The organism is Micromonospora inositola (genome assembly GCF_900090285.1).
Taxonomy (GTDB): domain Bacteria; phylum Actinomycetota; class Actinomycetes; order Mycobacteriales; family Micromonosporaceae; genus Micromonospora; species Micromonospora inositola.
Window position 1 is genome coordinate 4893340 of the sequence record NZ_LT607754.1, and the last position, 23218, is coordinate 4916557.

Sequence of the window (23218 nt, forward strand, 5' to 3'; positions counted from 1 at the left end):
CCGCAACAGTGGCCGGCCAACCGGCGCGCGTGCTGCGGGTGGGGGCGGACAAGCTCGATCTCCATCTCGGAATCGTGGGTGTCGCCACGTCACCACGGGCAGTGGCAAACTGTTCACGCTTGCCTTGATCACGGCACACTGTGTCGGTTGCGCCGCCCCGAGGTGTCAACGGCGATGCGATCACGCCTCGTCGAGTTCGCGTACGAGGAGCGCCACGTACAGCGACAGCATCGACTCTGGATCCTCCAGCGACACCCCGAGCACCTGCTCGACCCGCGACAGCTGCTGGTAGTACGCGGTTCGCGACAAATGCGCCGCCCCGGCTGCCGCCGACTTGTTCCCGCCCTGCTCGCAGTAGCAGCGCAGCAGCTCCACCAGCCGGCTGCCCTGGCTGTCATCGCGGGCCAACAGGGGCCCGAGCTCCCGGTGGGCGAACGCCCGAACGCGCTCGTCCTCGCGCAGCAGGTGCAGCAGGCCGCGCAGCCGCACGTCATCCAGGCGGTGGTAGAGCTGGGTGCCGGAGGAGCGTAGCGCCGCACCGGCGACGTGAGCAGCCTCCCCCAGACTGCGCCGCACGTCGGACACGTGCGACACGGTCGTCCCGACTGCCACCACCACAGCACCGGCGGCCGACCGGTGCACCTCTCTGGCCAGGCGCCGCAGGACCGCGTCGACTCCCGCCTGCGCGGGCAACGACAACAACGCGCGCACGCTCGTCTCGTCCACGACGCCCACCAACGCTGCCACGCTCACCCGCCGCGCGGCCAACGCCGTGGCCTCCGCGAGGTCCCGCAACACCTCCTGCGTCGCCAGTGCGGGGGCGCGCGGGGTCATGCTCCCCGGCCGGATCGCCACCCCGACCAGTTGCCGCCGTTCCAGCGCAACGCCCAACGCGGCCGCCCGTGCCGCCAGATCAGGAGGTGGCAATGCCTGGCCGAGCAGCTGCGCGAGCAACATCCGGTGCGTCTGCCGCTCCAGACTCTCCCGATCCCGCGCCACGAGCCGGTGCACCGCCAGTGCCGACGCGGCCCGCTCCGCGACCACCACGTGACGGTGCGGGGGAGGGGCCGGCGAGAGCAGAACCAACCGTCCCCAGTCGGCGCCCTGCGCGCCGACCGCGGTGATCAGCCAGCCGGCTTCCTCGTCGTAGGCGGTCCGTTGGGACACCGCCACGGACCGGGACCGCTGCCCCCAGTCGGTCAGCAACTCGATCGGGTCCTGCCCGGCCGCGTCGTACGCGAGCACGTCGTGCCCCAGCGTCTCCAGAACGACCGGCAGCCCGGAGATCCTCGCGACCTCGCGCAACACCTCGGCCGGCTCCGCCCCGGCGACCGTGAGCGCGGTGAACGTCTCGTGCACCTGCTCAGCCGCCCGCAGCTCGGCGAGCTGCGCGTTCACGATCAACGCCACGACCGCCTCCGTGACGGACACGAACTGGGTCTCCCGCGCCAGCGTGATCAATGGAAGCCTGTGTCGTTCCGCAGCCGCCACGAGCGCGTCCGGCACGTGGTCGCTCCAGCGCCGGACCAGCTCCACCACGAGCCCCGCTGCGCCGACCGCGGCCAGGTCGTCCACGTACGTCGTCAGTGCCGTTTCCTCGTCGGGCAGCGCGATGCCGGTGGTCAGCACGAGCTCGCCGCCGCGCAGCAGGTGAGCGATGTCGGCGACCTCCGCCACATGGACCCAGCGGACGGGCCCCTGCATGCCGGCGGACCCGGCGACGACGCGTGGCCTGCCGCGCCGGATCACGGGCAGCGCTACCGCTTCTGCGACCGTGGGGTACATGCGGCCTCCCGTGCGACGGCTGCACACAACGTAGTGCCATTGATGCCGACCCGTACAGGTTGTCGGTGGCGGCGAACACCGAAGTCTCGCGACACTCGGCTCAGGTACGAGATACGGAGGACGCGATGGCGCATCGGGAGTTGCTGCATCGACACCGGTCCGTGATGCCGAAGTGGCTGGCCCTCTATTACGACGAGCCGATCGAGATCGCCAGCGCGCAGGGTCGCCGGGTGACCGATCGCGAGGGCCGGACGTACCTCGACTTCTTCGGCGGCATCCTCACCAACTCGGTCGGCTACGACGTGGCCGAAATCAGCGATGCCGTCCGCTCACAGATCGACACCGGCGTGCTGCACTCCTCCACGCTGTACCTGATCGAGTCGCAGGTCGAGCTCGCCGAGAAGATCGCGCGGCTGTCCGGGATCCCGGACGCCAGGGTGTTCTTCACGAACTCGGGCACGGAAGCCAACGAGACCGCCCTGATGCTCGCCACGCAGCACCGCCGCAGCGGGCAGGTGCTCGCCCTGCGCAACTCCTACCATGGCCGCGCGTTCGCCACCGTCGCGATCACCGGCATCCGCGGCTGGTCGGCCAGCGCGCTCAGCCCGATAAAGGTGAGCTGGGTGCACGGTGGCTACCGGTACCGCAGCCCCTTCAAGGACCTGTCGGACGCCGACTACGTCAAGGCGTGCGTCGCCGACCTGCGCGAGGTGATCGAGACAACGACCGCCGGAGACGTGGCGTGCATGATCGCCGAGCCGATTCAGGGCGTGGGCGGGTTCGCCTCCCCGCCGGACGGCCTGTTCCGCGAGTTCAAGAGGGTGCTCGACGAGTACGGCATCCTGTTCATCTCCGACGAGGTTCAGACCGGTTGGGGCCGTACGGGCGAGCACTTCTGGGGCATCCAGGCGCATGATGTGGTGCCGGACGCGATGACCTTCGCCAAAGGACTCGGCAACGGTCTGGCGATCGGTGGTGTCGTCGCGCGCGCGGAACTCATGGACTCCCTGCAGGCGAACTCGATCTCCACGTTCGGTGGCAACCCGATCTCCACGGCTGGGGCCCTTGCCGCCCTGAACTATCTGCTGGACCACGACCTTCAGGCGAACGCCGCAAAACTGGGCAGTCGCCTGATCCACGGCCTTCGTTCGGTCGCCGCAAGGCATCCGATGGTCGGCGACGTACGCGGCAAGGGTCTCATGATCGCCCTCGAGTTCGTCGGCCCGGCCAGCGAACCCAACCCGGCGGCAGCAACCGCCCTGTTGGAGGAAACGCGCAGACGCGGACTGTTGGTCGGCAAGGGCGGGCTGCACGGCAACGTGATCCGGTTGGCGCCGCCGATGACGCTCACCGAGGACGAGGCCGAGGAGGCGCTGGGCATCCTCGCCGAGGCTATCGAGGCGGTGCCGGCATGAGGATCACTCACTGGATCGGCGGCAAGGCATGGACCGGCATCGCGCAGCGCTCGGGTGACGTCTACGATCCCGCGACGGGTCAGGTCACCGGGCAGGTCGATTTCGCCACCGCCCCGGACGTCGACGAGGCGGTCACCGCCGCCCGCGAAGCCTTCTCCCGCTGGCGCAACGCGTCCCTGACCCAACGCGCGAACGTGATGTTCGCCGTCCGCGAACTGCTCAACGCCCGGAAGTCCGAGCTCGCCGAGATCATCACCGCCGAGCACGGGAAGGTGCTCTCCGATGCCGCGGGGGAGATCCAGCGTGCGCTGGAGGCCGTGGAGTTCGCCTGCGGAATCCCGCACCTGCTCAAGGGCGGGTTCAGCGAGAACGCCTCCACCAAGGTGGACGTGTACTCCATCCGGCAGCCGCTCGGCGTCGTCGGGGTGATCTCCCCGTTCAACTTCCCGGCGATGGTGCCGCTGTGGTTCCTGCCCAACGCCATCGCGTGTGGCAACACGGTGGTGCTGAAGCCGAGCGAGAAGGACCCGTCCGCATCGAACTTCCTGGCGCAGCTGTTCGCGGAGGCCGGGCTACCGGACGGTGTCCTCAACGTCGTGCACGGCGACCGGGAGGCGGTCGACCGGATTCTCGAGCATCCGGACGTCAAGGCGATCTCGTTCGTCGGCTCCACTCCGATCGCCCGTCACGTCTACGAGACGGGAACGCGTCACGGCAAGCGGGTGCAGGCCCTCGGCGGCGCGAAGAACCACATGGTCGTACTTCCCGACGCCGACCTCGACCTTGCCGCGGACGCCGCCGTTTCGGCTGGCTTCGGCTCGGCCGGTGAGCGCTGCATGGCGATCTCCGTCGTCGTGGCGGTGGACCCGGTTGGTGACGAGCTGGTCGGCAAGATCAGCGAGCGGATCGCCGGACTGCGTGTCGGCGACGGTCGTCGCCCAAGCTGCGAGATGGGACCGCTGGTCACCGGGGCGCACCGCGACAAGGTGCTGTCATATCTGGACGCCGGCCGGTCAGCGGGGGCGAAGCTGGTGGTCGACGGACGCAGTCATTCGATCGACGGTGATGACGCGGGCTTCTGGCTCGGGCCAACCCTCTTCGACCACGTCGGCGAGGACATGTCCATCTACACCGACGAGATCTTCGGTCCGGTGCTCTCCGTGGTGCGGGTGTCCAGCTACGACGCGGCGGTGGAACTGGTGAACGCCAACCGGTATGGCAACGGCACCGCCATCTTCACCAATGACGGCGGCGCCGCGCGGCGATACCAGAATGAGATCGAGATCGGCATGGTCGGTGTCAACGTGGCGATCCCGGTTCCGGTCTCGTACTACTCCTTCGGGGGATGGAAGGACTCGCTCTTCGGTGACTCGCACGCGTACGGGCCGCACGGCGTGCACTTTTTCACCCGCGGCAAGGTGGTCACCAGCAGGTGGCTCGATCCGTCCCACGGCGGCGTGAACCTCGGCTTCCCACTGAACAGCTGAGCAATGGAAGCCCGCTGCGGGGCGCCTCTACGAGCTGATGCACGGCGCCCGCGGGCTGCTGCTCGACCAGACCGGCCGGCTTTCGGTGGCGGGCTGGGCAGATCGGGTCGACCACGTCGTCGACGTCAGCGAGGAACTGGACGTGCCCGCCGTGCTGCTGCGGCCAGTGGCCCGCATGACTGGATCTCTTGACGGGGTGCTCGTCGCCGATTTCAGCCGGGTTCTCGCCGGGCCGTACGCGACCATGCTCCTTACCTCGCCGGAGCCTTCAGCCTCGCCGCGGAACTGCTGCTGACGCCGTTCGTGGACATCGACGGGCCGGACCGGTCGCAACCAGCCCGGCAGGTCGCCCACCCGATCACGCTCTCCGGTGCGGCCGCCGTCTACCACCGGCCACCGCCCCGGCTCGGTGAGCACACCGCAGAGGTGCTCGCCTGGCTCACTCCCGGCGTGTGAGGGGCCCGCTCCAGCCGCTGGATCACCGCCTCATCGGGCTGCTCCGCTCGTTCTCAGTAGCGACCGTGATTCGTCGTACGGGTGAGATGGGAAGCCGGACATCGAAAGAGGTGGTGACCGCCAATGGGCGGCCACCACGTTGACGGCTGCGCCAGCAAACCTGGCTGCACCGTCTCTGACGCGGTCAGGGCGTCAACTCTGGTTGCCGGGCACGTTCTTCCACTGCTGGGGACTGGTGCCCGGAGGCCGCGGTGCGTGTCCGCCACCGCCGCTGCGACCGGATTCGTTCCGGCCTATCGCAGCAATCATCTCCTGCTTGTTCATCCGGTCGACGTTGTCGACCCCGGCCTTGCGGGCGCGCTTGGCAACCTCGCCTGTCTTCATCTGCGTCAGGTTTTCCTGCCTCATCGTGTCCTCCTCGACGATCTGGGCAAGCCCTCGGGCCCTGCATACCCGCATCTGGCGCCGGGACACCGATCGCCGTGCCCCGGTCGGCCCCCGGCCTGACGGGGGGGTGAAACCTACCGCCACGAAAGTCGGTTAGGTCGTGTCTCAAAGTCAGCTTCCCTACTGCATGGCCAACGGCCTTGCCCGGCTGCCCGGACACGCTCGGCCCTGAAATCATTTCGCCCGTGCTCGCCTCGTCCGGTACGGTCGCGGGATTGTTTTCACTGCTGGGAGCCCATGATGTTCGCGTGTGGCCTCCCCGGCGGTTCCCAGGCTGAGAGCAGGTTTCGTTATGGCATGTCGTGTCAGTGAGCTCGTGCTCGGTTGCCGCGACCCTGAGGTGCTGGCGCGGTTCTGGTGCGAGGTCCTGGACTTCGTCGTGCTCGATCGCGAGGACGACGGCTCGGTGGAGATCGGGCCGCGCGAAGGGTTCGGTGGTCCGCAGCCGACGATCATCCTCAGTCGCAGGGATGAGCCGGAGAAGGGGAAATCCCGGCTGCACATCGACGTCAACGCCACCGACCGCGATCAGGACGCCGAGCTCGAACGCCTTCTGAAGCTTGGTGCGCGCCCGGCCGACATCGGCCAGACAGGGGAGGAGCAGTGGCATGTCCTGACCGACCCCGAAGGCAATGAGTTCTGCCTGCTCAAGGCCCGCCTCGACCCACTCTGATGCTCATCGGTCACGCCTCGGCACCAGGTACCTAGGGTCTGCCTCGAAGTCCGGTGTGACGGGCGTGTCGTGATCGTGAAGTAAAGACAAGATCGCGCAGCTGCTGGCGCGGGTCTATTTTCGACCGGAAAGGTCGGCGGGTCATTCGATGGGTTCATGATCCGCAATCTCAGCCGCCGTACCCGCTGTGGGAGAAGGCCGAGGTGACCGCGCGCTGGGGTATGCGGGACGAGGCGTCCGCACTGCTGCGGTACGGAAACCGCAAGGAAAGGCAACACGGGCCGAAGTTCGCGGCGGTGGCGGAGAAGTACCGGCTGTAGGCTGCGTTCCACATGTTCCGACGTTGCAACTAGGGCGTGTCCCGTGGATCTTCGACGCGCTGAACCTGGAGATCCTTCCACTGTGGGTCGACGGCGCGCGTGCGTCGGCCTCCGAAACAGGGGATCAATGCTTGATGATCCGTCCTGCCGTTGTGGCCGACCACACCGCCGTTGAGGATGTAGTCCACGCTGCCTACGCGCCTTGGATCGAAGTGATCGGCGCGCAGCCGCTCCCGATGGTGGCCAACTATGCCGAGCTCATCGGGGCGGGCCAGGTATGGGTCCTCGACCCAGTCGAGGGCCTCATCGTGCTCGTCGCCGAGGACGGCGTCCTGCTCATCGAAAACGTAGCGGTCAGCCCCACAGCCCAGGGCCGCGGCCTGGGCCGTTGCCTGTTGGCCTTCGCTGAGGATCAGGCCCGTGCCCTCGGCTTTTCGACGCTGCGTCTCTACACCAATGAGAAGACGACCTCCAATATCGCCTTCTACGAGCGCCTGGGTTATGTGGCGACCGAACGCGAAAACATCAACGGCCGCTACGCCGTTCACATGCGCAAGCACTTGCCGCCCGCCTGACCCAGGACGTCCCGGCTGGGCCTTGTGGATCACGCGGGACGTTCAGCGTCGCGGGCGGCATCGTCGCCCGTCGGTCAGCCGGGACTCGACGGTAGGGAGTCGGCGAGTTCCGCGATCACCTCAGCGTGACAGCGCTCCGGCACGCACCAGCAGCCGAGCCTGCGCCCGCGCAGACCGGGGAGGAGGGCGACGAGTTCCGGGCGGTCGAGCAGGTACGCGCGGTACTTTTCGACGACCTCTTCCCGGCCGCCGTCCGGGCCGGGACGGTACGGGCTGGACAGGGGAGAGGCCGGGAGATGCCAGCCGCCGCGATACATGGCGCGCCCGACGTAGACCACGTCGGCGTACGCCGGGTCGTCGCGGTGGCCCTTCAGGTTGACGACCGTGGTTGGCTGCACGACCGGATCCTCCGCTGGTGGACGCGCCTGTTCAAGGGGTTCGGCAAGGCCCGGGACGCAAGTTGCCCAAGTCAGGCAGGCGTCACGCACCACTGACGTTCGGCCGCTGGTGGTCGGTCAGCCGGAACCCGACACCGCGCACCGCGTCGATGGTGACCCCGGTGCCGAGCTCGTTGAGCTTGCGCCGTAGCCGCTTCACCAGGGACTGCACGTCGGCCTTGCGCTGTAGTCCCTCGTCACGCCAGACCGACCGGTGCAGCTCGGCATAGCTCCAGACCCGGACCGGCGCGGTGGTCAGGCAGGTCAGCAGGTCGTGCTCGAGTCGGGTCAGGTCGATCTCGCGGTCCCGACAGCGGGCGGTGGACCGGGCCGAGTCGATCAGCAGGGTGTCGGCTGCCGCGGGCACGGCGGCGGGCGCCGGCGCGGACGACGTCCGGGGAAGCTGCTGGGGGGCCGCGATCAGCCTGCGCAGCTCGTCGAGGTCGGCGACCAGCAGCAGTGGCGCGATGCCGTCGAGGCGCTCCGCGATCCGGATCCGTTCGGCCGGCGACGGCGTCACCGCGATCAACAGCGGGAACAGTGCCTCGGCCGGATCGGACCCGCCCGGCACAGTGCTCTCGTCGTCCTTGGCCACCGCACCCACCCGGAAACGGTGGGCAATTTCTGCCCAGCTTCGTCTTGGTCGTGACAATAATTGTCAAGCCTGCCGTCAGCCAGCCAACCGTTAGTGACAAGTTGCTTACGTGGCGTTCTTGATCGTCCTCTCCGCTAGATCATAGTGTCCAGACGGGCGGCCGGCGTGACCCGCGCGGCGCCTGGGCATTGGGGGTTCGTCCGTTCCGGTGTCATCAAACGAGAGATGAGTCTCCTGCACCCTTCACCCCCGAGCAGTTGTGCGAGCTGTCTACGTTCGGCCGGCGAGGAGGCAATGCCGATGACCAGGGACGCGGTCGGGATCCCCCTCATCCCCCATCCCTTCCGGTTCCCCTGCCCATTTCGGGGCAGTTCCCCAGTGATGCCGATCAATCGGCGCCCTGACCCTGGTGGTGGTTCATTGCGGTTCGGTGAAAAATGGCCGCGGGTGGGTGTTGACGCATCGGTCGTCCGGTGTGGACAGAATCGAGCTGGGGCGGGTTATCTCACGGCGCCTCGCTGGACACGTGTTGTGGGGCGTTCCGCGTCTATGGCCGCGTCCTGCGTTGAGACGGTTGATATAGTAATGCAGTTCGATGTAGTGGGCAATGTCTCGGCGTGGTGTTCGCAGGTCGCTGTGCAACGAAGAACGAATTGGCCATCGCATTTTCGTGGCAGATACCAGTCGGAGCCGGCCGGCTGCCGAATGTCCAGGTCATTCAAAGAGTGGTTGATATGCCGGCCGCGCCGATAGGGTCTGGTCCTGTGCGGACAAAACAGGAGCTCGGCGCGGCCATCCGGCGGGAGCGGCGGGCGGCGCTCGTCGTCAACGCCCACTCCCGGCGGGGTCGCCGGCTCTACGAGGGCGCGCGGTCGCGGTTGACGGCGGCCGGCTTCACGCTGCTCGGCACGTACCCGGTCGACCGGCCCGACGAGCTCGAGCAGAGCCTCGCCGCCGCCGCCGAACTCGGGCCGGACCTGCTGGTCGCGGGCGGTGGCGACGGCACGATCGGCACCGCCGCGCGCCTGCTCGCCCACCGCGACATCGCGCTCGGCCTGCTGCCGCTGGGCACCACCAACAACTTCGCCCGTACGGTGGGCATCCCGCTCGACCTGGACGCCGCGGTCGCGGTCCTCACGGACGGCAAGGTGATCGACGTCGACCTCGGGCTCGTCGGGAACATGCGGTTCACCAACCACGTCGGCGTCGGCCTCTCCGCCGACGTGATGCGCAAGGCGCCGCCGCGGCTCAAGCGGGCCGCCGGTCGGCTCGCGTACCCGATCACAGCCCTGGCGCTGCTCGCCCGGCGCCGGCCGCTGCACGCCACCGTGCGCGCCGAGGGGCGCGAGCACGAGTTCGTCAGCCACCAGCTGTACGTCGCCAACGGCGGCTTCCACGCCGGCCGGCCGATCACCGCGGACGCGAACGCCGACGACCGGCTCCTGGTCGCGTACCCGGTGGGCGGCCCGACCCGCCGCGGGCTGCTGCGCGACACGGCCCGCAACGCGTCGACCGGGCACCGTCGTACGCTCGGCGAAGATCCGTTCCTCGCCGTTCGCCAGCTCTGGCTGGAGACCGACCCGCCGGCGCGCGTCGAGGTCGACGGCGAGCTGTACGGCGAGACCCCGATCCGGATCGGCCTGGACCCCAACGCGCTGCGGGTCATGGCTGCCGCCGACAGCCCGGACCGTTGACGTCCCCCCTGGCGGAGTGGTCCGGCCTGACCGCAGCGCTCCGGCCGGCTGTCGCTCAGTCCCGGCGCTCCTCGTCGGGAACGGGGATCTCCTGGTTCTGTTCGAGGGCGTCGGCCGGGTTGGCGTCACTCGACACCGACGTGGACAGGTCTTCCTGGTCACTCGGTGGCACCAGGACGCCCTGCTCCGCCAAGTCGGCCTCGGACGCCTCCGGTACGGCGACCGACACCGTGTCCGGCGGGCCGACCACGACTTCGTCCTGCTGTTGCTCCTGGGCGTCGGCTTCGGGCGGTCGACGGAGCGGATCAGCCTGCTCGTCCCAACTGGCGGTCATCGCGGCCTCCCGTGGTTGCACTGTACGTTCACGTCCTTCAGGAGAAGTGCGTCTTCGGTCGGGTGAGGCGCTCCCCGTCGACGATCAGATCGACCTTCTCGTTGTAGAAGGCGATCAGGCCGGCGATCGGCAGGAGCGCCCCGGTGGGGAAGGCGTAAGACCAGGCCAGGTCCGGGTGGACCGTGTCGTCGACCCGCACGGACCAGTAGCCGCTGGTGCGGCCCTTGTACGGGCAGGCGGTCGTCGTCGCCGACGGTACGAGGTGCCGGAAGTTCACGTCGGTGCGGTTCAGGTAGTAGCGCGTCGGCAGCCCGGTCTCGAAGGCCAGCACGGGCGACGTCGAATCGGCCAGCACGGTGCCGTCGAGTTCGACCCGTACGGTGCGGGTGGACCGTAGCGCGTCCACCCGGGCGTACGGGTTGCGGGGGTGTACGAAGATCTCCTCGTCCTCCTCGAACCAGCCGTCCATGGCGGCCCAGTCGAACCGGATCGTGTCCGGCAACCCGGGCAGCGCGTCGTCTCCGTACCATCGCCCGCACGCATCGCGGGCCGTCTCGCCCACCAGCAGCCCGTACATCCGAGCGGTGCCGCGCCGGGACGACTCAGTGCGCCCCTCCTTGATGAGGAAGTCACGGTTCACGTCGGCGATCGGGATGTAGTACTGGGGGTAGAACGGCCACTCCCACACGTACCGCGCATCGGTGGTGTCCAGCACCTGCTCGCCGGCGAGGAACGCGCGGATCCGGCGGGGCACGGGCTCGATGCGGTCGACCGGGGCGATCGCCTTCGGATAGTCGGTCACGTCGTCCCTCCAACCGCGGCAACGGCGGTGCCGCTATCCGCGGGTGCGCTGCACGAAAGGCGCGGTCGGGTCGGCGACCTCGGCGAACTCCGCCGGGAGTTGGGACACGACGTCGTCGTACCCGTCGGGGGTGAGGGCCTCGCGGAGCACGTCGAACACCGCGGTCACGCCGTCCTTCGCCTGTGTCACCGGCACGTCGGCGCGTCCGCTGACCCGTTGCACGAACACGTCGAGTCCGAATCGCTCCGCGGTCTCGCCGGAGGCGAACGCGTGCGCCCGCAGTCCCTCGGGAAGCTGGCCGGCGAGATCACGCGCCTCGCCCCCGTCGATCCGCTCGGCCAGGGTCGTCAGCGTGGCCCGCGTGATGGCGGCCGCCTGCTCCGATGACATTCCTGAGCGCTTCGCCACCAAGCCGATGAACTCGTTGTCGTCCACCTCAGGGCCTTTCTCTCGGACGGATAGCGGCGTCTTCCCGCGCACCGCCACCCCAAACGGGACGTGCCCGTTCAGGAGACGGTGATCCCGAGCTTGCCGAGCGCGCCGGAGAAGTCGGTGAGCGCCCGGGGCACGTCCGCCAGGTCGTAGCGCCCGGTGATCGGTACCCGTAGCCGACCGGCCGCGGCGTCGTCGGCGATCCGGTCGAGGGTCGCCGGCTCCGGGCTGGCCATGATCGAGGTGGCGGCCGGGTGCTGGTCCGGGCCGAAGCCGATGGTGGAGGCGAGACGCCCGTCGGGGGTGAGCAGCGCCGCCAGTTGCGCGCCGTCGCCGGCCAGGTGCACCACCGCGCGCACGCCGTCCGGCGCGACCGCCCGGACCTGGCCGCTGAGGTCCCCGGTGTAGTCCACCACCTCGGTGGCGCCCAACTGTCGTACGAAGTCGGTTGCGGAACCGGGGCGGGCGGTGGCGATGACGCGGGCCCCGGCCGCCGCGGCGTACTGGATCGCGAGCGCTCCCACGCCGCCGGTCGCGCCGGCGATCAGGACGGTGTCGCCCGGCCTGGGGGCGACGGCGTTCAGGGCGTCGACCGCCGTGGTGCCGGCCAGCCCGAGCGCGCCCGCGGTGGGCAGGTCCAGGCCGTCGGGAACCCAGGCGATCCCGTGCTGGTCGCCGACCGCCAGGAAATCGGCCCACGCGCCGTCTCCCAGGTACGGCCGCATGACCACCCCGAACACGGGGTCGCCGAGGCCGAATCGGGTGGGCCCGTCGCCGACCGCCTCGACGGTGCCGGCGAAGTCCTTGCCGAGCACGACCGGGAACCGGTATTCCATCCTTCCCTTGAGCATTCCGGCCGCCGCCTTCCTGTCGATCCCGTTGACCGAGGACGCGCGCACCCGCACCAGCACCTCACCCGGGCGGGGGCCGGGTTGGGGCTGGTCGTCGGCGAGCGCCGGTGGCGCTCCGAGGTCGTGCAGCGTGATGGCCCGCATGCGCCTGTTTCCTCCTCAGAACGCTCTCGGATTGCCGCGGTCTTCGCCCGGTGAACGTCTCGGTCCCCGGTGCGGGGTCCGGCCTTCCCGTACCGACCGCAGTCAAACCGCTTCGCCACCGCCTCAGGGACCTTCGACGACGTGGTCGATATCCGACCCGCTCGGCCGCCGGATCGAACACAGTGGGAGCGTGAACCCGCTCCTGTCCGGCAACGGATGCTGTCCCAAGGCCTCCGACCGCCGGCGATCCCGGCCTCCACAGCCGCTGCCCGGGCCGGCACCGCGTCGACTCCGCCGGCCCGCTGCCAGCGGAGGGCGGGTGGAGGTGGCATGACCGGGTTGCGGACCGACCTGTACGAGCTGCGGATGGCGGCCAGCTACCTGCGTCGCGGCATGGTGGACCAGGCCACGTTCAGCCTGTTCGTCCGCCGCCTGCCAGGCCAACGCGGGTTCCTGGTCGCCGCCGGGCTGGCCGAGGCGCTGGCGTTCCTGGAGGGCTTCGCGTTCGACGACGAGGAGCTGGGCTATCTGCGCGACGTCGTCGGCCTCGACCAGCCGACCCTGGCGGCGCTCGCCGGGCTGCGGTTCACCGGGGACGTGTGGGCCGTGCCGGAGGGCCGCCTGGTCTTCGCCGACGAGCCGTTGCTGGAGGTGACCGCGCCGATCGCCGAGGCACAGCTGGTGGAGACCGGCATGCTGAACCTGCTCACCTTCCACACCACGGTGGCCAGCAAGGCTGCCCGCTGCCGGCTCGCCGCCGGGGGCGCGGAGCTGGTCGACTTCGCCTTCCGCCGTACCCACGGGATCGAGGCCGGAGCGGGGGTGGCGCGGGCGTCGGCCATCGCCGGCTTCGCCGCCACCAGCGATGTCGAGGCCGCCCGGCGCTACGGCCTGCGACCGTCCGGGACGATGGCCCACTCGTACGTCGAGGCGTTCCCCGACGAGCGGGCCGCGTTCCGCGCGTTCGCCGCCGACTTTCCCACCAACCCGGTGTTCCTCGTCGACACCTATGACACGCCCGCCGGCGTGCGGGCCGCCGTCGACGTCATCACCGAGCTGGGGCTGACCGGGCCGGTCGGCGTCCGGCTCGACTCGGGCGATCTCGCCGCGCTGGCCGGGCAGGCCCGCGCGATTCTCGACGGCGCCGGGCTCAGCCAGGCGCAGATCGTGGCCAGCGGCAGCCTCGACGAGGATGTCATCGCGGCCCTCGTCGCCCAGGGCGCGCCGATCGACGCCTACGGCGTCGGTACCCGGATGGGTGTCTCCTTCGACGCGCCGTCCCTCGACAGCGCCTACAAACTGGTCGCCTTCGGCGACCGGCCGGTGCTCAAGCTGTCGCCCGGTAAGGCCACCCTGCCCGGCCCCAAGCAGGTCTTTCGTGACCCCGCCGGGGCCAGTGGCGACGTGGTGGGGCTGCGCGACGAACCGCCACCGGGGGGCCGCGAGCCGCTGCTCGTACCGGTCATGCGCGGCGGGCGTCGCCTCGAGGCCGCCGACCCGGCCGGTGAGGTGCGCGCCGCGCGCCGCCGGTTCGACGCGGACCTCGCCTGGCTACCCGACGCGGCGCGCCGGCTGGCCGACCCGACCCCGCTCACCGCCACGGTCAGCCCGGGGCTCGCCGAGCTGCGTGACCGGGTGACCGCGCAGGTGGGGCGGGGCGGCACGTTCTGACCGGGGCGGCACGTTCTGACCGGGGCGGCACCGGCGTGGCGGAGGCAGCCGCCTGGAAATGCCGCATGACAGTGGCCCCCGGGGATGACCGGGGGCCACTGTCCTGGCGGAGTCAGCGGTAGATGTGCACCGGCATGCCGACGCCGATGATCGACCACAACCGGTTCATGGCCGGTATGGGCACCCGGACGCAGCCGTGGCTGGCCGGGTAGGTCGGGACGGACGTGGCGCCGTGCACCGCGTACCCGTAGTAGAAGTAGTTCGGCCGCCACAGCAGGCCGAGCGAACTCTGCCGCCAGCCGTCGATGCGGCGCTGGATCTTGAAGTTGCCGGTCGGCGTCGGGGTGCTGGCCTTGCCGCTGGAAGCGTCCAGGATGCGTACCACGGACCCCTGGCGCGCCAGGTACACGACCTGCTTGGTCAGGTTCGCCTCGACCGAGTAGCCCGAGTGCGTGTATTTCGGCTTCGGGACCAGCGGTCGGGCGAGGGCCGCCCACGTGTTCGGCCCCACGATCCCGTCCCGGGCCAGGTTGTTCACCTTCTGGAAGGCGACGACCCCGTGGTACGTCGAGGGTCCGAAGATCCCGTCGATGGTGCCCACGTCGTAGTGCAGCGCGGCGAGCCGGCGCTGAAGGTTGGTCACCGCCGTGCCGCGCGAACCCTGCCGCAGAACCGGCTGAGCCGTTGTCGCGACGAGAGTCCGGGCGGCGGCCGGAGCCGTCCTGACCTCTGTCGTGGCGCGGGCGCCTGCCGACGCTGAGCCGGCCGGGATGACCAGGCTGCCGGTGGCCACGAGGATCGCCATCCCGAGAGTGGTGCGTGACCGACGGTGGCCCTGATGAGTGGTGCGTCCTGCGAAGGGAATCATCGTCCCTCCTTTCCGTGGTGCGAGGATTCGACGGTAGTCCGTGATGCCAAAAGATCGCTGTCCGTACCGCCACCGACACCCGATCCGGTAACTCCTGGGCGCACCCACCTCGCCCGGCGTTTCCGTCGCGACCCGCTGACCCCGACCGCCGCGCCACCCGCGGGATGCGGCGGCATTTTCACGAGCTTGTGCTATTGAAATTCCCGGCCGGAGGGGCCAGCATGGATTATGAGCAACGGTCATTGGTGAAAATGGAGGATCGACGTGGAACCGTGGGGGCAGCTGACGTGACCATCGCACCAGCCCCACGTCGCGTCGACCAACAGCCGGCGCGCGATCTGGTCGCCGCCGAACAGGCCGCCGCCCGGTTTCTGGCCGCACTCGGCATCGACCTGGACTCCGACAGCCTGCGTGACACGCCGCGCCGGATGGCGCGGGCGTACGACGAGCTGCTCACCGCGCGCCCGTTCAATCTGACCACCTTTCACAACGACGAGGGCTACGACGAACTGGTGCTGGCCCGGTCCATCCCGATCCGGTCGGTGTGCGAACACCACCTGCTGCCGTTCATCGGTGTCGCCCATGTCGGCTACCTGCCGGGCGACCGGATCCTCGGACTGTCCAAACTCGCCCGCGTCGTGGAACTCTTCGCCCACCGTCCGCAGGTGCAGGAGCGGTTGACCAAGCAGGTGGCGGACTGGCTGGCCCTCGAACTGGCTCCCAAGGGCGTCGGTGTCGTCATCGAGGCGGAGCATCTGTGCATGACGTTGCGCGGCGTACGCGCTGCGGGTGCCACCACCGTGACATCCACCCTGCTCGGGGCGCTGCGTGACGACGCCCGCTCCCGCGCCGAGTTCTTCTCCCTCACCGGAGCCCACTGACACGATTCGGAGACGCGGCATGGAAAACGGGCGCACATTCGCCATCGTCGGGGCCGGCCTCGCGGGCGCCAAGGCAGCCCAGACACTGCGTGAGGCCGGCTTCGACGGCCGAGTGCTACTGCTCGGTGCGGAGCCCGAACGGCCCTACGAGCGGCCGCCGCTGTCCAAGGGCCTGCTGCTGGGGACCACCCAGCGCCGCGACGTGTACGTGCACGACGCCGGCTGGTACGAGACGAACAACGTCGAGCTGCGTACCGCCACCCGGGTCACCGGCATCGACCGTGCCGCCCGGCAGGTCACCCTGGCCGATGGCGAACGGCACGCGTACGACAAGCTGCTGCTGGCGACCGGCTCGACGCCCCGCCGCCTGGATGTTCCCGGCGCCGACCTGGACGGCGTGCGGTACCTGCGCACGTTGGCGGACTTCGATGGCATCGCCGAAGCCCTCACCGACCAGGCCCGACTCGTGGTGATCGGTGCCGGCTGGATCGGTCTGGAGATCGCCGCCGCCGCCCGTCAGCGCGGCGCCGCCGTGACCGTGGTGGAAACCGCCGACCTGCCGTTGCAGCGGGTCCTCGGCGATGAGGTCGCCCGGGTTTTCGCCGACCTGCACCGCCGCCACGGCGTCACCTTCCACTTCGGCGCCGAGGTCCGACAACTACGCGGTACCGGGCGGGTGTCGTCGGTGCTGCTGGCCGACGGCACCCAACTGGCCGCCGACACCGTCGTCGTCGGCGTGGGCATCCACCCCGACGTGCGGTTGGCGGAGGCGGCGGGCCTGAAGGTCGACAACGGCGTCGTCACCGACGCCACGCTGCGCACCTCCGACCCGCACATCTACGCCGCGGGTGACGTGGCCAACGCCTACCACCCGCTGCTCGGCCGGAACATCCGGGTGGAGCACTGGGCGAACGCGCTCAACGGCGGCCCGGCCGCGGCCCGGTCCATGCTGGGCCAGCAGGTCGAGTACGCCCGCTTGCCGTACTTCTTCTCCGACCAGTACGACCTGGGGATGGAGTATTCGGGGTGGGTGGCCCCGCAGGGTCACGACCGGGTGGTGTTCCGCGGCGATCCGACGAGGGCGGACGGCGGGGCGCCGGAATTCCTGGCGTTCTGGGTCTCCGACGGCCGGGTACTGGCGGGCATGAACGCCAACGTGTGGGACGTGACCGACCAGATCCAGGCGCTGGTGCGGGCCGGCCACGGCGGCAGGGCCGTCGACCTGGCCAAGCTTTCCGACCCGCGGGTGCCGCTGAGCGATCTCCTGAGCTGAGCGGCGGGTGCCGCCTCGACCTTCGTCCGACCGGAGGCGATCGTCACCTCTGCCGAGCTTGCGCATCGCCGGGCGCAGGCGGCTCTTCAGCGCCCGCTGGCGCCGTGGGTCGGGCCGGATGAATCTGTACGCAGCAGGCGCCGGGACTGGGCGCCAGCCGCGCGCGGAGGTCCGCCCGGCCGAGCCCGTCGAGCAGACCTGCGATGAAGGCGTGGTTCAGGCCGCACACCAGCTCCGTCTGCCGGGCGGCGAGTTCGTGGAAAGGGCAGTTCCGCAGCCGGATCAGCGCTTCGTCGTCGGCCGGTTCGAAGCCGAGTTCGGCCAGGACGGCCGCCACCGGCCCGCCACCGCCGACCTGACGACCAATGGCCACGCCCCGGTGCTCTGCCAGCCGTAGGGCCGCCGACCTCGCATCGGTGGGATCTTCGGCGACGGCTTGGGCGAGGATCTCGCCCATCAGGTCGTAGCGGCGCTCCGGGATGGTCAGTGCGATGCAGCCCGGCACCGCCTCGTACACCTTCGGCGTTCGGCCGCGGCCACGCGGCTGGTCGGTCGGCGCCTCGTACCGGGCCTGCAGCAGGCCGGCGGCGACCAGCTTGTCGAGGTGGAAGGCCGCCAGGTTGCGCGAGATGTGCTGGGCGTCCGCGGCCTCGTCCCGCGTCACCGGGTGGTCCTGGCTGCGGACGTAGTCATACAGCGCCCGTCGTACCTGGTCGACGAGGGCGGTCACCGCCTGCCAGGGGGCCGTTGACATGCCGGAATTTTATCACCAGCAAATCTTGTCGAAATTTGTCTCACGAGCCCAGGACCTCGGTCGGACCTCGTCGGCAGCCCTGAAGGCCCGGTCAGGCGACCCGGGGTGTCGGCAGGATCGGCAGGACCGTGCGGTGGGTCGTACCGGAGATGTCGCCGGTCTTGTCGACGGAGGGTGCGGTTGCCACCGGCCAGCCCGCGACGGCGGCCGGGCCATCGCCGGCCGGGCGGGTGGGCTGCGGGGCGGCCGGGGGTGCGATCGACCGCTGGATCTCGGTGAGCAGCGTGAGGAACCGGCCCACGTCGTCGGCGGGCATCCGGAACGAGCCCCGGCAGACCGTGCCGCTCCACAGGGACAGCACCACCGCCCCGCGGTCCGGGTGGTAGCTGACCCGCATCGTCCGATCCTCGCCGCGCAGATCGCCGTACAGGTCACCGAAGCTGGGCATCGGTCGCACCTCTCCCATCGACCCAGCATGCCGCAGCGCCGGGCCGACCGGAAGGCCCCGCCACAGGTCCGAGGTGGGCTCCGCGTCGGCCTCCCGGGACACGACCCGGCCAGCGCGCCATGGGTCCGGGTCCAGTGGGCATCGCCGTGCGCCAGGGAGGCGGCAGGCGACCCTGATCATCGTGGCACCGCAGCGCGGCGGGTAGCGTGTCCGGCGGTGCGACGACGGCGACGGCGAGGAGGCTCCGGGTGGAAACGAGGACTGTGGACGTGCCAACCCGCGACGGTGTCGCCGACGCGTGCCTCGTCCGGCCGGACGGGGACGGCCCCTTCCCGGCCGTGCTGGTCTTCATGGACGCGTTCGGGCTGCGGCCGCGGCTGATCGAGATGGCCGAGCGGATCGCCTCCCAGGGCTACCTCGTGCTGGTGCCCAACCTGTTCTACCGGGCCGGCCGGGCCCCGCTGTTCGACCTCTCCGGCCTCGGCGACCCCGAGCGGCGGGCTGCGCTCTTCGGGCAGCTGATGCCGCAGATCGCGGCGCTGACCCCCGAGGTGATCACCCGGGACGCCGGCGCCTACCTGGACTTCCTCGCCGCCCGCGACGACGTCGCGCCGGGGCCGGTCGCCATCACCGGGTACTGCATGGGCGGCACGAACGCGTTGCGCGTCATGGCGGCGTACCCGGACCGGATCGCGGCGCTGGCCAGCTTCCACGCCGGCCGGGTCGTCACCGACTCCCCGGACAGCCCGCACCTCGGCGTCGGGTCGGTCACCGGCGAGGTGTACTTCGCCCATGCCGACCAGGACCAGTCGATGACGGCCGAGCAGATCGCCACGCTGGAGAAGGCCCTCGAGGCGGCCGGGGTCACCTACCGCTCCGAGCTGTACGCGGGCGCCCAGCACGGCTTCACGATGGCGGACACGGCCGCGTACCACGAGCAGGCGACGGAGCGGCACTGGACCGCCATGTTCGACCTGCTCGACCGCACGTTCCGCCGCTGACCCGAGCCCGGCCGGCGCAGTAGGTGTCGGGTTGACGGGCTGAGGCACGGATCGCCCGGGCGGGGGCGATTCACCCGCCTCCGGCCGGGTAACCGCCGCTATGGCCGACCGCTCCGCCGACTCCGTCCGGTCGCCGCTCGACGAGGCCGTCGAGCGGGGCGGCCGCGTGGCGGCCCGGGCCCTGCGGCAGGGCGAGCAGGGCGGTCGGATCCGGCTGCGTCAGCTGGAGGTCACCATCGTGGTCGCCGTGCAGGCGGGGGTGGCCGCCGCGCTGGCGGCGCTGATCGCCCAGAATGTGCTGGGCCCCGGCGCGCACGTCTTCGCCCCGGCGGCGGCGGTCGGCACGATCGCCACCGCCATCGGCCAGCGGGCCCGCCGGACGTTCGAGCTGCTCGGCGGCGTGGGACTCGGCATCGTCGTCGGGGACCTGCTGCGCTTCCTGCTCGGCTCCGGGCCCTGGCAGACCGGCCTGGTCGTCGCCCTGGCGATCGCCACCGCGCTGCTGGTCGCCGGCCGGGGCGGCGCCCTGGTCGGCCAGGCCGGCGGTACGGCCGTCCTGATCTCCACCCTCGCCCCGATGCAGCCCGGCCTGGAGGTGCCCCGGATCTTCGACGCCCTGGTCGGCGGCGTGGTCGGCATCCTGGTGGTGGCCCTGCTGCTGCCGATCAACCCGCTGCGGGTGCTGGACCGGGCGGCAGCGCCGATCTTCGCCGCCGTCACCGACCAGTTGGACGCGGTGGCGCGGGCCCTGACCACCCGGGACGCCGACGCGGCGATCCGCGCCCTGGACCAGCTCCGCGGGGTGGACGCCGACGTCGGGCGGCTCAACGAGGCGCTCAGCGGCGCCGGTGAGGTGGTCACCCTCGCGCCGGCCCGCTGGCACCGCCGGGCGCAGTACCACCGGTACGCCCGCGGCGCGGAACACCTGGAACGGCTGATCCTGTACGCCCGGTCCGTGGCCCGCCGGTCCGCCACCGCGCTGCAGTACGACGAGCCGATCCCGCCGTCGCTGCCGGTGGCCGTCGCCCGGCTCAGCGACGCGCTACGGCAGATGCGCCGGGACCACCAGGCGGACGTGGATCCGGAGCGCACCCGCCAGCTCGTCCGGGAGAGCGCCGAGCTCGCCGGCCGGGCCTGGGCCGAGGGGGTGAAGTCCTTCGGCGATGCGCTGATCACCGACCTGCGGACGGCGGACAGTGAACTGCTCCGGGCGACCGGGTACGAACCGGACGACGCCAACCGGATGGTGCGGCGGGCGGCCGGCGCGGGCGAGGCGGAGGTGCGACCGCCCGCGCGGGGACACCTGACACGCCCGCGCCGGCACACCCGGGCGCCCTGGGCCCGGCGGCACCGGCGGTCGATCCGTCGGGCCCACGGGCGATGGCAGGGCCCCCGCAGTCCACGAGTGTGAAAGTGGCCCGCCACCGGGTCGGGTCGGGCTGGCTACGGTCGGGCGATGAGCCTCGACCCGCAAGACCTGCGCCGGCGGTTCGCGTCGTTGACCACCGCGCACGTGGCCGACGCCTGCCTGCGGGCGGCGGTTCCGGTCCGCTGCGCGCCCGCCGCCGTACGGCCCGTCCTGCCCGGTGTGCGACTGGCCGGCCGGGTCGCGCCGACCCGGCACGTCGGCAGCGTCGACATCTTCCTGGAGGCGATCGACCGGGCGGCCCCCGGCGACGTGCTGGTCGTCGACAACGCCGGCCGCACCGACGAGAGCTGCGTCGGCGACCTGGTGGTGCTGGAGGCGCAGGCCGCCGGCCTGGCCGGCGTGGTGATCTGGGGCCTGCACCGGGACACCGCCGACATCCGCGCGGCCGGGCTGCCGGTGTTCAGCCTCGGCGCGGTCCCCACCGGTCCGCAGCGCCTCGACGACCGTCCGCCGCAGGCGTTGACCTCGGCGGTGGTGGGGGAGTGGACGGTGGACGCGGCGGACGTCGCCCTGGGCGACGACGACGGCGTGCTCTTCGTGCCCGCGCGGAGCGTCGGCGAGCTGCTCACCCTCGCCGAGTCGATCCGGGACGCCGAGCGGCGGCAGGCCGAGCGCATCCGCGCCGGCGTCCCGCTGCGCGACCAGGTGCGCTTCGCCGCCTACCTGGCCGGGCGGGCCGAGGATCCGGCCCTGACCTTCCGCGCGCATCTGCGCGCGGTCGGCGGGGCGATCGAGGAGTGAAGGGTCAGCCGACCGCGGTCGGAGACGGCGGGGCGCTGCCGCCGCGGGGCGCCTCGGCGGTCATCAGCCGGACGATCTCCGCGCGGTCGGCCGCCGACGGCAGCCCCCACCCGGGCCGGTAGCCGTACACCTCGCGCAGCGGCGTGGAGGCGGTCCGGCCGTCGAGGATCTCCACCGCGTCGGTGTCGATCAGGCCCGGGTGCTCGACCCCGCAGGCCTCCGCGACCTTGACCAGGTCCCGGCGCAAGGTACGGAGGTAGTTGGCCGCGCGCACGGATTTCAGCGTCGGGTCGAGGCCCCGGGCCAGCCAGGGGTTCTGGGTGGCGACGCCGGTCGGGCAGGTGTCGGTGTGGCACTTCTGCGCCTGGATGCAGCCGATCGCCAGCATCGCCTCCCGGCCGACGTTGACCATGTCGCAGCCGAGCGCGAACGCGACGATCGCGTTGTCCGGCAGCCCCAGCTTGCCGCCGCCCACGAACACGGTCCGCTCGTGCAGATCCTTCTCGGCGAACGTCCGGTAGACCCGGGAGAAGCCCTGCTGGAACGGCAGCGACACCGAGTCGGTGAAGATCAGCGGCGCGGCGCCGGTGCCGCCCTCGCCGCCGTCGACGTTCACGAAGTCCACGCCCCGGCCGGTGTCCCGCATGAGCGCGGTCAGCTCGTCCCAGAAGCTCAGGTCGCCGACGGCGGACTTGATGCCGACCGGCAGGCCGGTCTCGGCCGCGAGCAGTTCCACCCAGTCGAGCAGGCTGTCGCAGTCGGAGAACTCGGCGTGCCGGGACGGGCTGACGCAGTCCTGACCCTGCGGGATGCCCCGGGTCGCGGCGATCTCCGCCGACACCTTCGCCCCGGGCAGCAGCCCGCCGAGGCTCGGCTTCGCCCCCTGGCTCAGCTTGATCTCCAACGCCCGCACGGGCGCGCCGGCCACCAGGTCCTTGAGCCGGTCCAGGCTGAACCGCCCCCGCTCGTCCCGGCACCCGAAGTACGCGGTGCCGAGCTGGAACACCAGGTCACCGCCGTTGCGGTGGTACGGCGACAGCCCGCCCTCGCCGGTGTTCTGCAGGCAGCCCGCCAGCGCGGCGCCCTTGTTGAGCGCCTCCACCGCCCGCCCGGACAGCGAACCGAAGCTCATCCCGGAGATGTTGACCACCGATGCCGGCCGGAACGCCTTCGCCCGGCCCCGCGGCCCGCCGAGCACCTTGGCGCAGGGCAGCTCCACCTCGTGCCCGGCGGTCGGCGTCGACGGCGGCACCGCCCGGCCGAATGTCCGGTGCTTGATGATCGGATACCCGGGCGTGTACTCGATGTCGTTGTCCGTGCCGAAGCCGAAGTAGTTGTTCTCCTTCTTCGCCGAGGCGTAGATCCACCGTCGCTGGTCCCGGGTGAACGGCCGCTCCTCGTTGTTGCCGGCCACGATGTACTGCCGCAGCTCCGGACCGATGGCCTCCAGCAGGTAGCGGGCCCGCCCGATGACCGGGAAGTTGCGCAGCAACGCGTGGTCGCGTTGCAGCAGGTCGCGCGCGGCGAGGGCCGCGACGGCGGCGGAGACGACGGGTACGGCGCGACGGGCCCAGTTCATGCCCGCCTCTCTCCCCGTCCCGGCGGCGAGCGAAACTACCGGGCGGCCGGCCGCCCATCGCGCTGCGCCCGGCCGGCAACTCGCTTATTGTCGAACCGTTCGCGTTTTTATCCGTTTCGCCGGGAA

24 protein-coding genes and 1 pseudogene are annotated in these 23218 nt (G+C 71.0%); 13 read left to right on the forward strand and 12 right to left on the reverse strand.

The features are described from left to right. Positions 1-180: 180 nt before the first annotated feature. The gene (locus GA0070613_RS23280; RefSeq protein ID WP_089014232.1) at positions 181-1785 is read right to left on the reverse strand and encodes a PucR family transcriptional regulator; all 1605 of its coding nucleotides are present in this window, start codon (positions 1783-1785) and stop codon (positions 181-183) included. Between the two features lie 125 nt (positions 1786-1910). Here GA0070613_RS23280 and GA0070613_RS23285 point away from each other — a divergent pair, with 125 nt between their 5' ends. The 4 genes and pseudogenes from GA0070613_RS23285 to GA0070613_RS32310 all read left to right on the forward strand — a co-directional run bounded on the left by GA0070613_RS23285 (position 1911) and on the right by GA0070613_RS32310 (position 5143). Beyond that, entirely contained in the window at positions 1911-3200 is a 1290-nt protein-coding gene (locus GA0070613_RS23285) for an aspartate aminotransferase family protein (RefSeq protein ID WP_089014233.1), read from the forward strand. Then, entirely contained in the window at positions 3197-4687 is a 1491-nt protein-coding gene (locus GA0070613_RS23290; protein ID WP_089014234.1) for a CoA-acylating methylmalonate-semialdehyde dehydrogenase, read from the forward strand. The genes GA0070613_RS23285 and GA0070613_RS23290 overlap by 4 nt, the downstream gene beginning before the upstream one ends. 19 nt (positions 4688-4706) lie before the next feature. After that, positions 4707-4853: pseudogene (locus GA0070613_RS32305) on the forward strand (FAD-dependent oxidoreductase); the annotation flags it as partial. Between the two features lie 137 nt (positions 4854-4990). Beyond that, entirely contained in the window at positions 4991-5143 is a 153-nt protein-coding gene (locus GA0070613_RS32310) for a hypothetical protein (protein WP_157746468.1), read from the forward strand. A gap of 192 nt (positions 5144-5335) precedes the next feature. Here the strand turns inward: GA0070613_RS32310 and GA0070613_RS23300 are convergent, their stop codons facing one another. Further along, a complete protein-coding gene (locus GA0070613_RS23300) occupies positions 5336-5551 on the reverse strand; it encodes a Rho termination factor N-terminal domain-containing protein (RefSeq protein ID WP_157746469.1) in 216 nt (71 codons plus the stop codon). A gap of 331 nt (positions 5552-5882) precedes the next feature. On the opposite strand from GA0070613_RS23300, the gene GA0070613_RS23305 reads away from it, so the two are divergent. Both GA0070613_RS23305 and GA0070613_RS23310 read left to right on the forward strand, forming a co-directional pair. After that, entirely contained in the window at positions 5883-6263 is a 381-nt protein-coding gene (locus GA0070613_RS23305; RefSeq protein ID WP_089014237.1) for a VOC family protein, read from the forward strand. 343 nt (positions 6264-6606) lie between these two features. Further along, positions 6607-7158, forward strand: coding sequence for a GNAT family N-acetyltransferase (locus GA0070613_RS23310; RefSeq protein ID WP_197698964.1), 552 nt, complete (start codon positions 6607-6609; stop codon positions 7156-7158). Positions 7159-7232: 74 nt separating this feature from the next. Here the strand turns inward: GA0070613_RS23310 and GA0070613_RS23315 are convergent, their stop codons facing one another. After that, positions 7233-7556, reverse strand: a complete 324-nt coding sequence (locus GA0070613_RS23315) for a DUF4326 domain-containing protein (RefSeq protein ID WP_089014238.1) — start codon at positions 7554-7556, stop codon at positions 7233-7235. Positions 7557-7638: 82 nt separating this feature from the next. Further along, complete coding sequence (locus GA0070613_RS23320; RefSeq protein WP_231929405.1) at positions 7639-8199, reverse strand: winged helix-turn-helix domain-containing protein; 561 nt, start codon at positions 8197-8199, stop codon at positions 7639-7641. A gap of 755 nt (positions 8200-8954) precedes the next feature. Here GA0070613_RS23320 and GA0070613_RS23330 point away from each other — a divergent pair. Further along, a complete protein-coding gene (locus GA0070613_RS23330) occupies positions 8955-9884 on the forward strand; it encodes a diacylglycerol/lipid kinase family protein (protein ID WP_089014240.1) in 930 nt (309 codons plus the stop codon). Positions 9885-9939: 55 nt separating this feature from the next. Here GA0070613_RS23330 and GA0070613_RS23335 read toward each other — a convergent pair whose 3' ends face one another. From GA0070613_RS23335 to GA0070613_RS23350, 4 genes are all read right to left on the reverse strand, one after another. Next, positions 9940-10218, reverse strand: coding sequence for a hypothetical protein (locus GA0070613_RS23335; protein WP_089014241.1), 279 nt, complete (start codon positions 10216-10218; stop codon positions 9940-9942). 37 nt (positions 10219-10255) lie between these two features. Next, positions 10256-11020, reverse strand: coding sequence for a DUF427 domain-containing protein (locus tag GA0070613_RS23340; protein ID WP_089014242.1), 765 nt, complete (start codon positions 11018-11020; stop codon positions 10256-10258). 33 nt (positions 11021-11053) lie between these two features. After that, positions 11054-11455 carry a DUF2267 domain-containing protein gene (locus GA0070613_RS23345; protein ID WP_089014243.1) on the reverse strand — a complete coding sequence of 134 codons (402 nt, stop codon included), beginning with the start codon at positions 11453-11455 and terminating at the stop codon, positions 11054-11056. A 71-nt stretch (positions 11456-11526) separates the two neighbouring features. Further along, positions 11527-12447 (reverse strand): NADP-dependent oxidoreductase, encoded by a 921-nt coding sequence (locus tag GA0070613_RS23350; protein ID WP_089014244.1) that lies wholly within the window; start codon positions 12445-12447, stop codon positions 11527-11529. A gap of 330 nt (positions 12448-12777) precedes the next feature. On the opposite strand from GA0070613_RS23350, the gene GA0070613_RS23355 reads away from it, so the two are divergent. Beyond that, on the forward strand, positions 12778-14118 hold the full coding sequence (locus tag GA0070613_RS23355; RefSeq protein WP_089014245.1) for a nicotinate phosphoribosyltransferase: 1341 nt from the start codon (positions 12778-12780) through the stop codon (positions 14116-14118). 112 nt (positions 14119-14230) lie between these two features. Here GA0070613_RS23355 and GA0070613_RS23360 read toward each other — a convergent pair whose 3' ends face one another. Next, positions 14231-14923: a L,D-transpeptidase family protein gene (locus tag GA0070613_RS23360; protein WP_172875882.1), complete on the reverse strand. Its 693-nt coding sequence runs from the start codon at positions 14921-14923 to the stop codon at positions 14231-14233. Positions 14924-15273: 350 nt separating this feature from the next. On the opposite strand from GA0070613_RS23360, the gene folE reads away from it, so the two are divergent. Together folE and GA0070613_RS23370 are read left to right on the forward strand one after the other, a co-directional pair. Next, the gene (gene folE, locus GA0070613_RS23365; RefSeq protein WP_231929407.1) at positions 15274-15867 is read left to right on the forward strand and encodes a GTP cyclohydrolase I FolE; all 594 of its coding nucleotides are present in this window, start codon (positions 15274-15276) and stop codon (positions 15865-15867) included. Positions 15868-15886: 19 nt separating this feature from the next. Continuing rightward, positions 15887-17140 (forward strand): NAD(P)/FAD-dependent oxidoreductase, encoded by a 1254-nt coding sequence (locus GA0070613_RS23370; protein ID WP_089014248.1) that lies wholly within the window; start codon positions 15887-15889, stop codon positions 17138-17140. A 43-nt stretch (positions 17141-17183) separates the two neighbouring features. On the opposite strand, the gene GA0070613_RS23375 is transcribed toward GA0070613_RS23370, so the two are convergent. Both GA0070613_RS23375 and GA0070613_RS23380 read right to left on the reverse strand, forming a co-directional pair. Then, on the reverse strand, positions 17184-17894 hold the full coding sequence (locus GA0070613_RS23375; RefSeq protein WP_197698965.1) for a helix-turn-helix transcriptional regulator: 711 nt from the start codon (positions 17892-17894) through the stop codon (positions 17184-17186). 91 nt (positions 17895-17985) lie between these two features. Next, a complete protein-coding gene (locus GA0070613_RS23380; RefSeq protein WP_231929408.1) occupies positions 17986-18360 on the reverse strand; it encodes a hypothetical protein in 375 nt (124 codons plus the stop codon). A gap of 230 nt (positions 18361-18590) precedes the next feature. Between GA0070613_RS23380 and GA0070613_RS23385 the strand changes: the two genes are divergently transcribed. The 3 genes from GA0070613_RS23385 (at position 18591) to GA0070613_RS23395 (ending at position 21513) form a co-directional block, all read left to right on the forward strand. Beyond that, positions 18591-19343: a dienelactone hydrolase family protein gene (locus tag GA0070613_RS23385; protein WP_089014250.1), complete on the forward strand. Its 753-nt coding sequence runs from the start codon at positions 18591-18593 to the stop codon at positions 19341-19343. Positions 19344-19443: 100 nt separating this feature from the next. Further along, positions 19444-20754 (forward strand): FUSC family protein, encoded by a 1311-nt coding sequence (locus GA0070613_RS23390; protein WP_089014251.1) that lies wholly within the window; start codon positions 19444-19446, stop codon positions 20752-20754. Positions 20755-20799: 45 nt separating this feature from the next. Further along, complete coding sequence (locus GA0070613_RS23395) at positions 20800-21513, forward strand: RraA family protein (RefSeq protein WP_089014252.1); 714 nt, start codon at positions 20800-20802, stop codon at positions 21511-21513. Positions 21514-21517: 4 nt separating this feature from the next. Here the strand turns inward: GA0070613_RS23395 and GA0070613_RS23400 are convergent, their stop codons facing one another. Then, positions 21518-23092, reverse strand: a complete 1575-nt coding sequence (locus GA0070613_RS23400) for an FMN-binding glutamate synthase family protein (protein WP_089014253.1) — start codon at positions 23090-23092, stop codon at positions 21518-21520. Positions 23093-23218 lie beyond the last annotated feature (126 nt).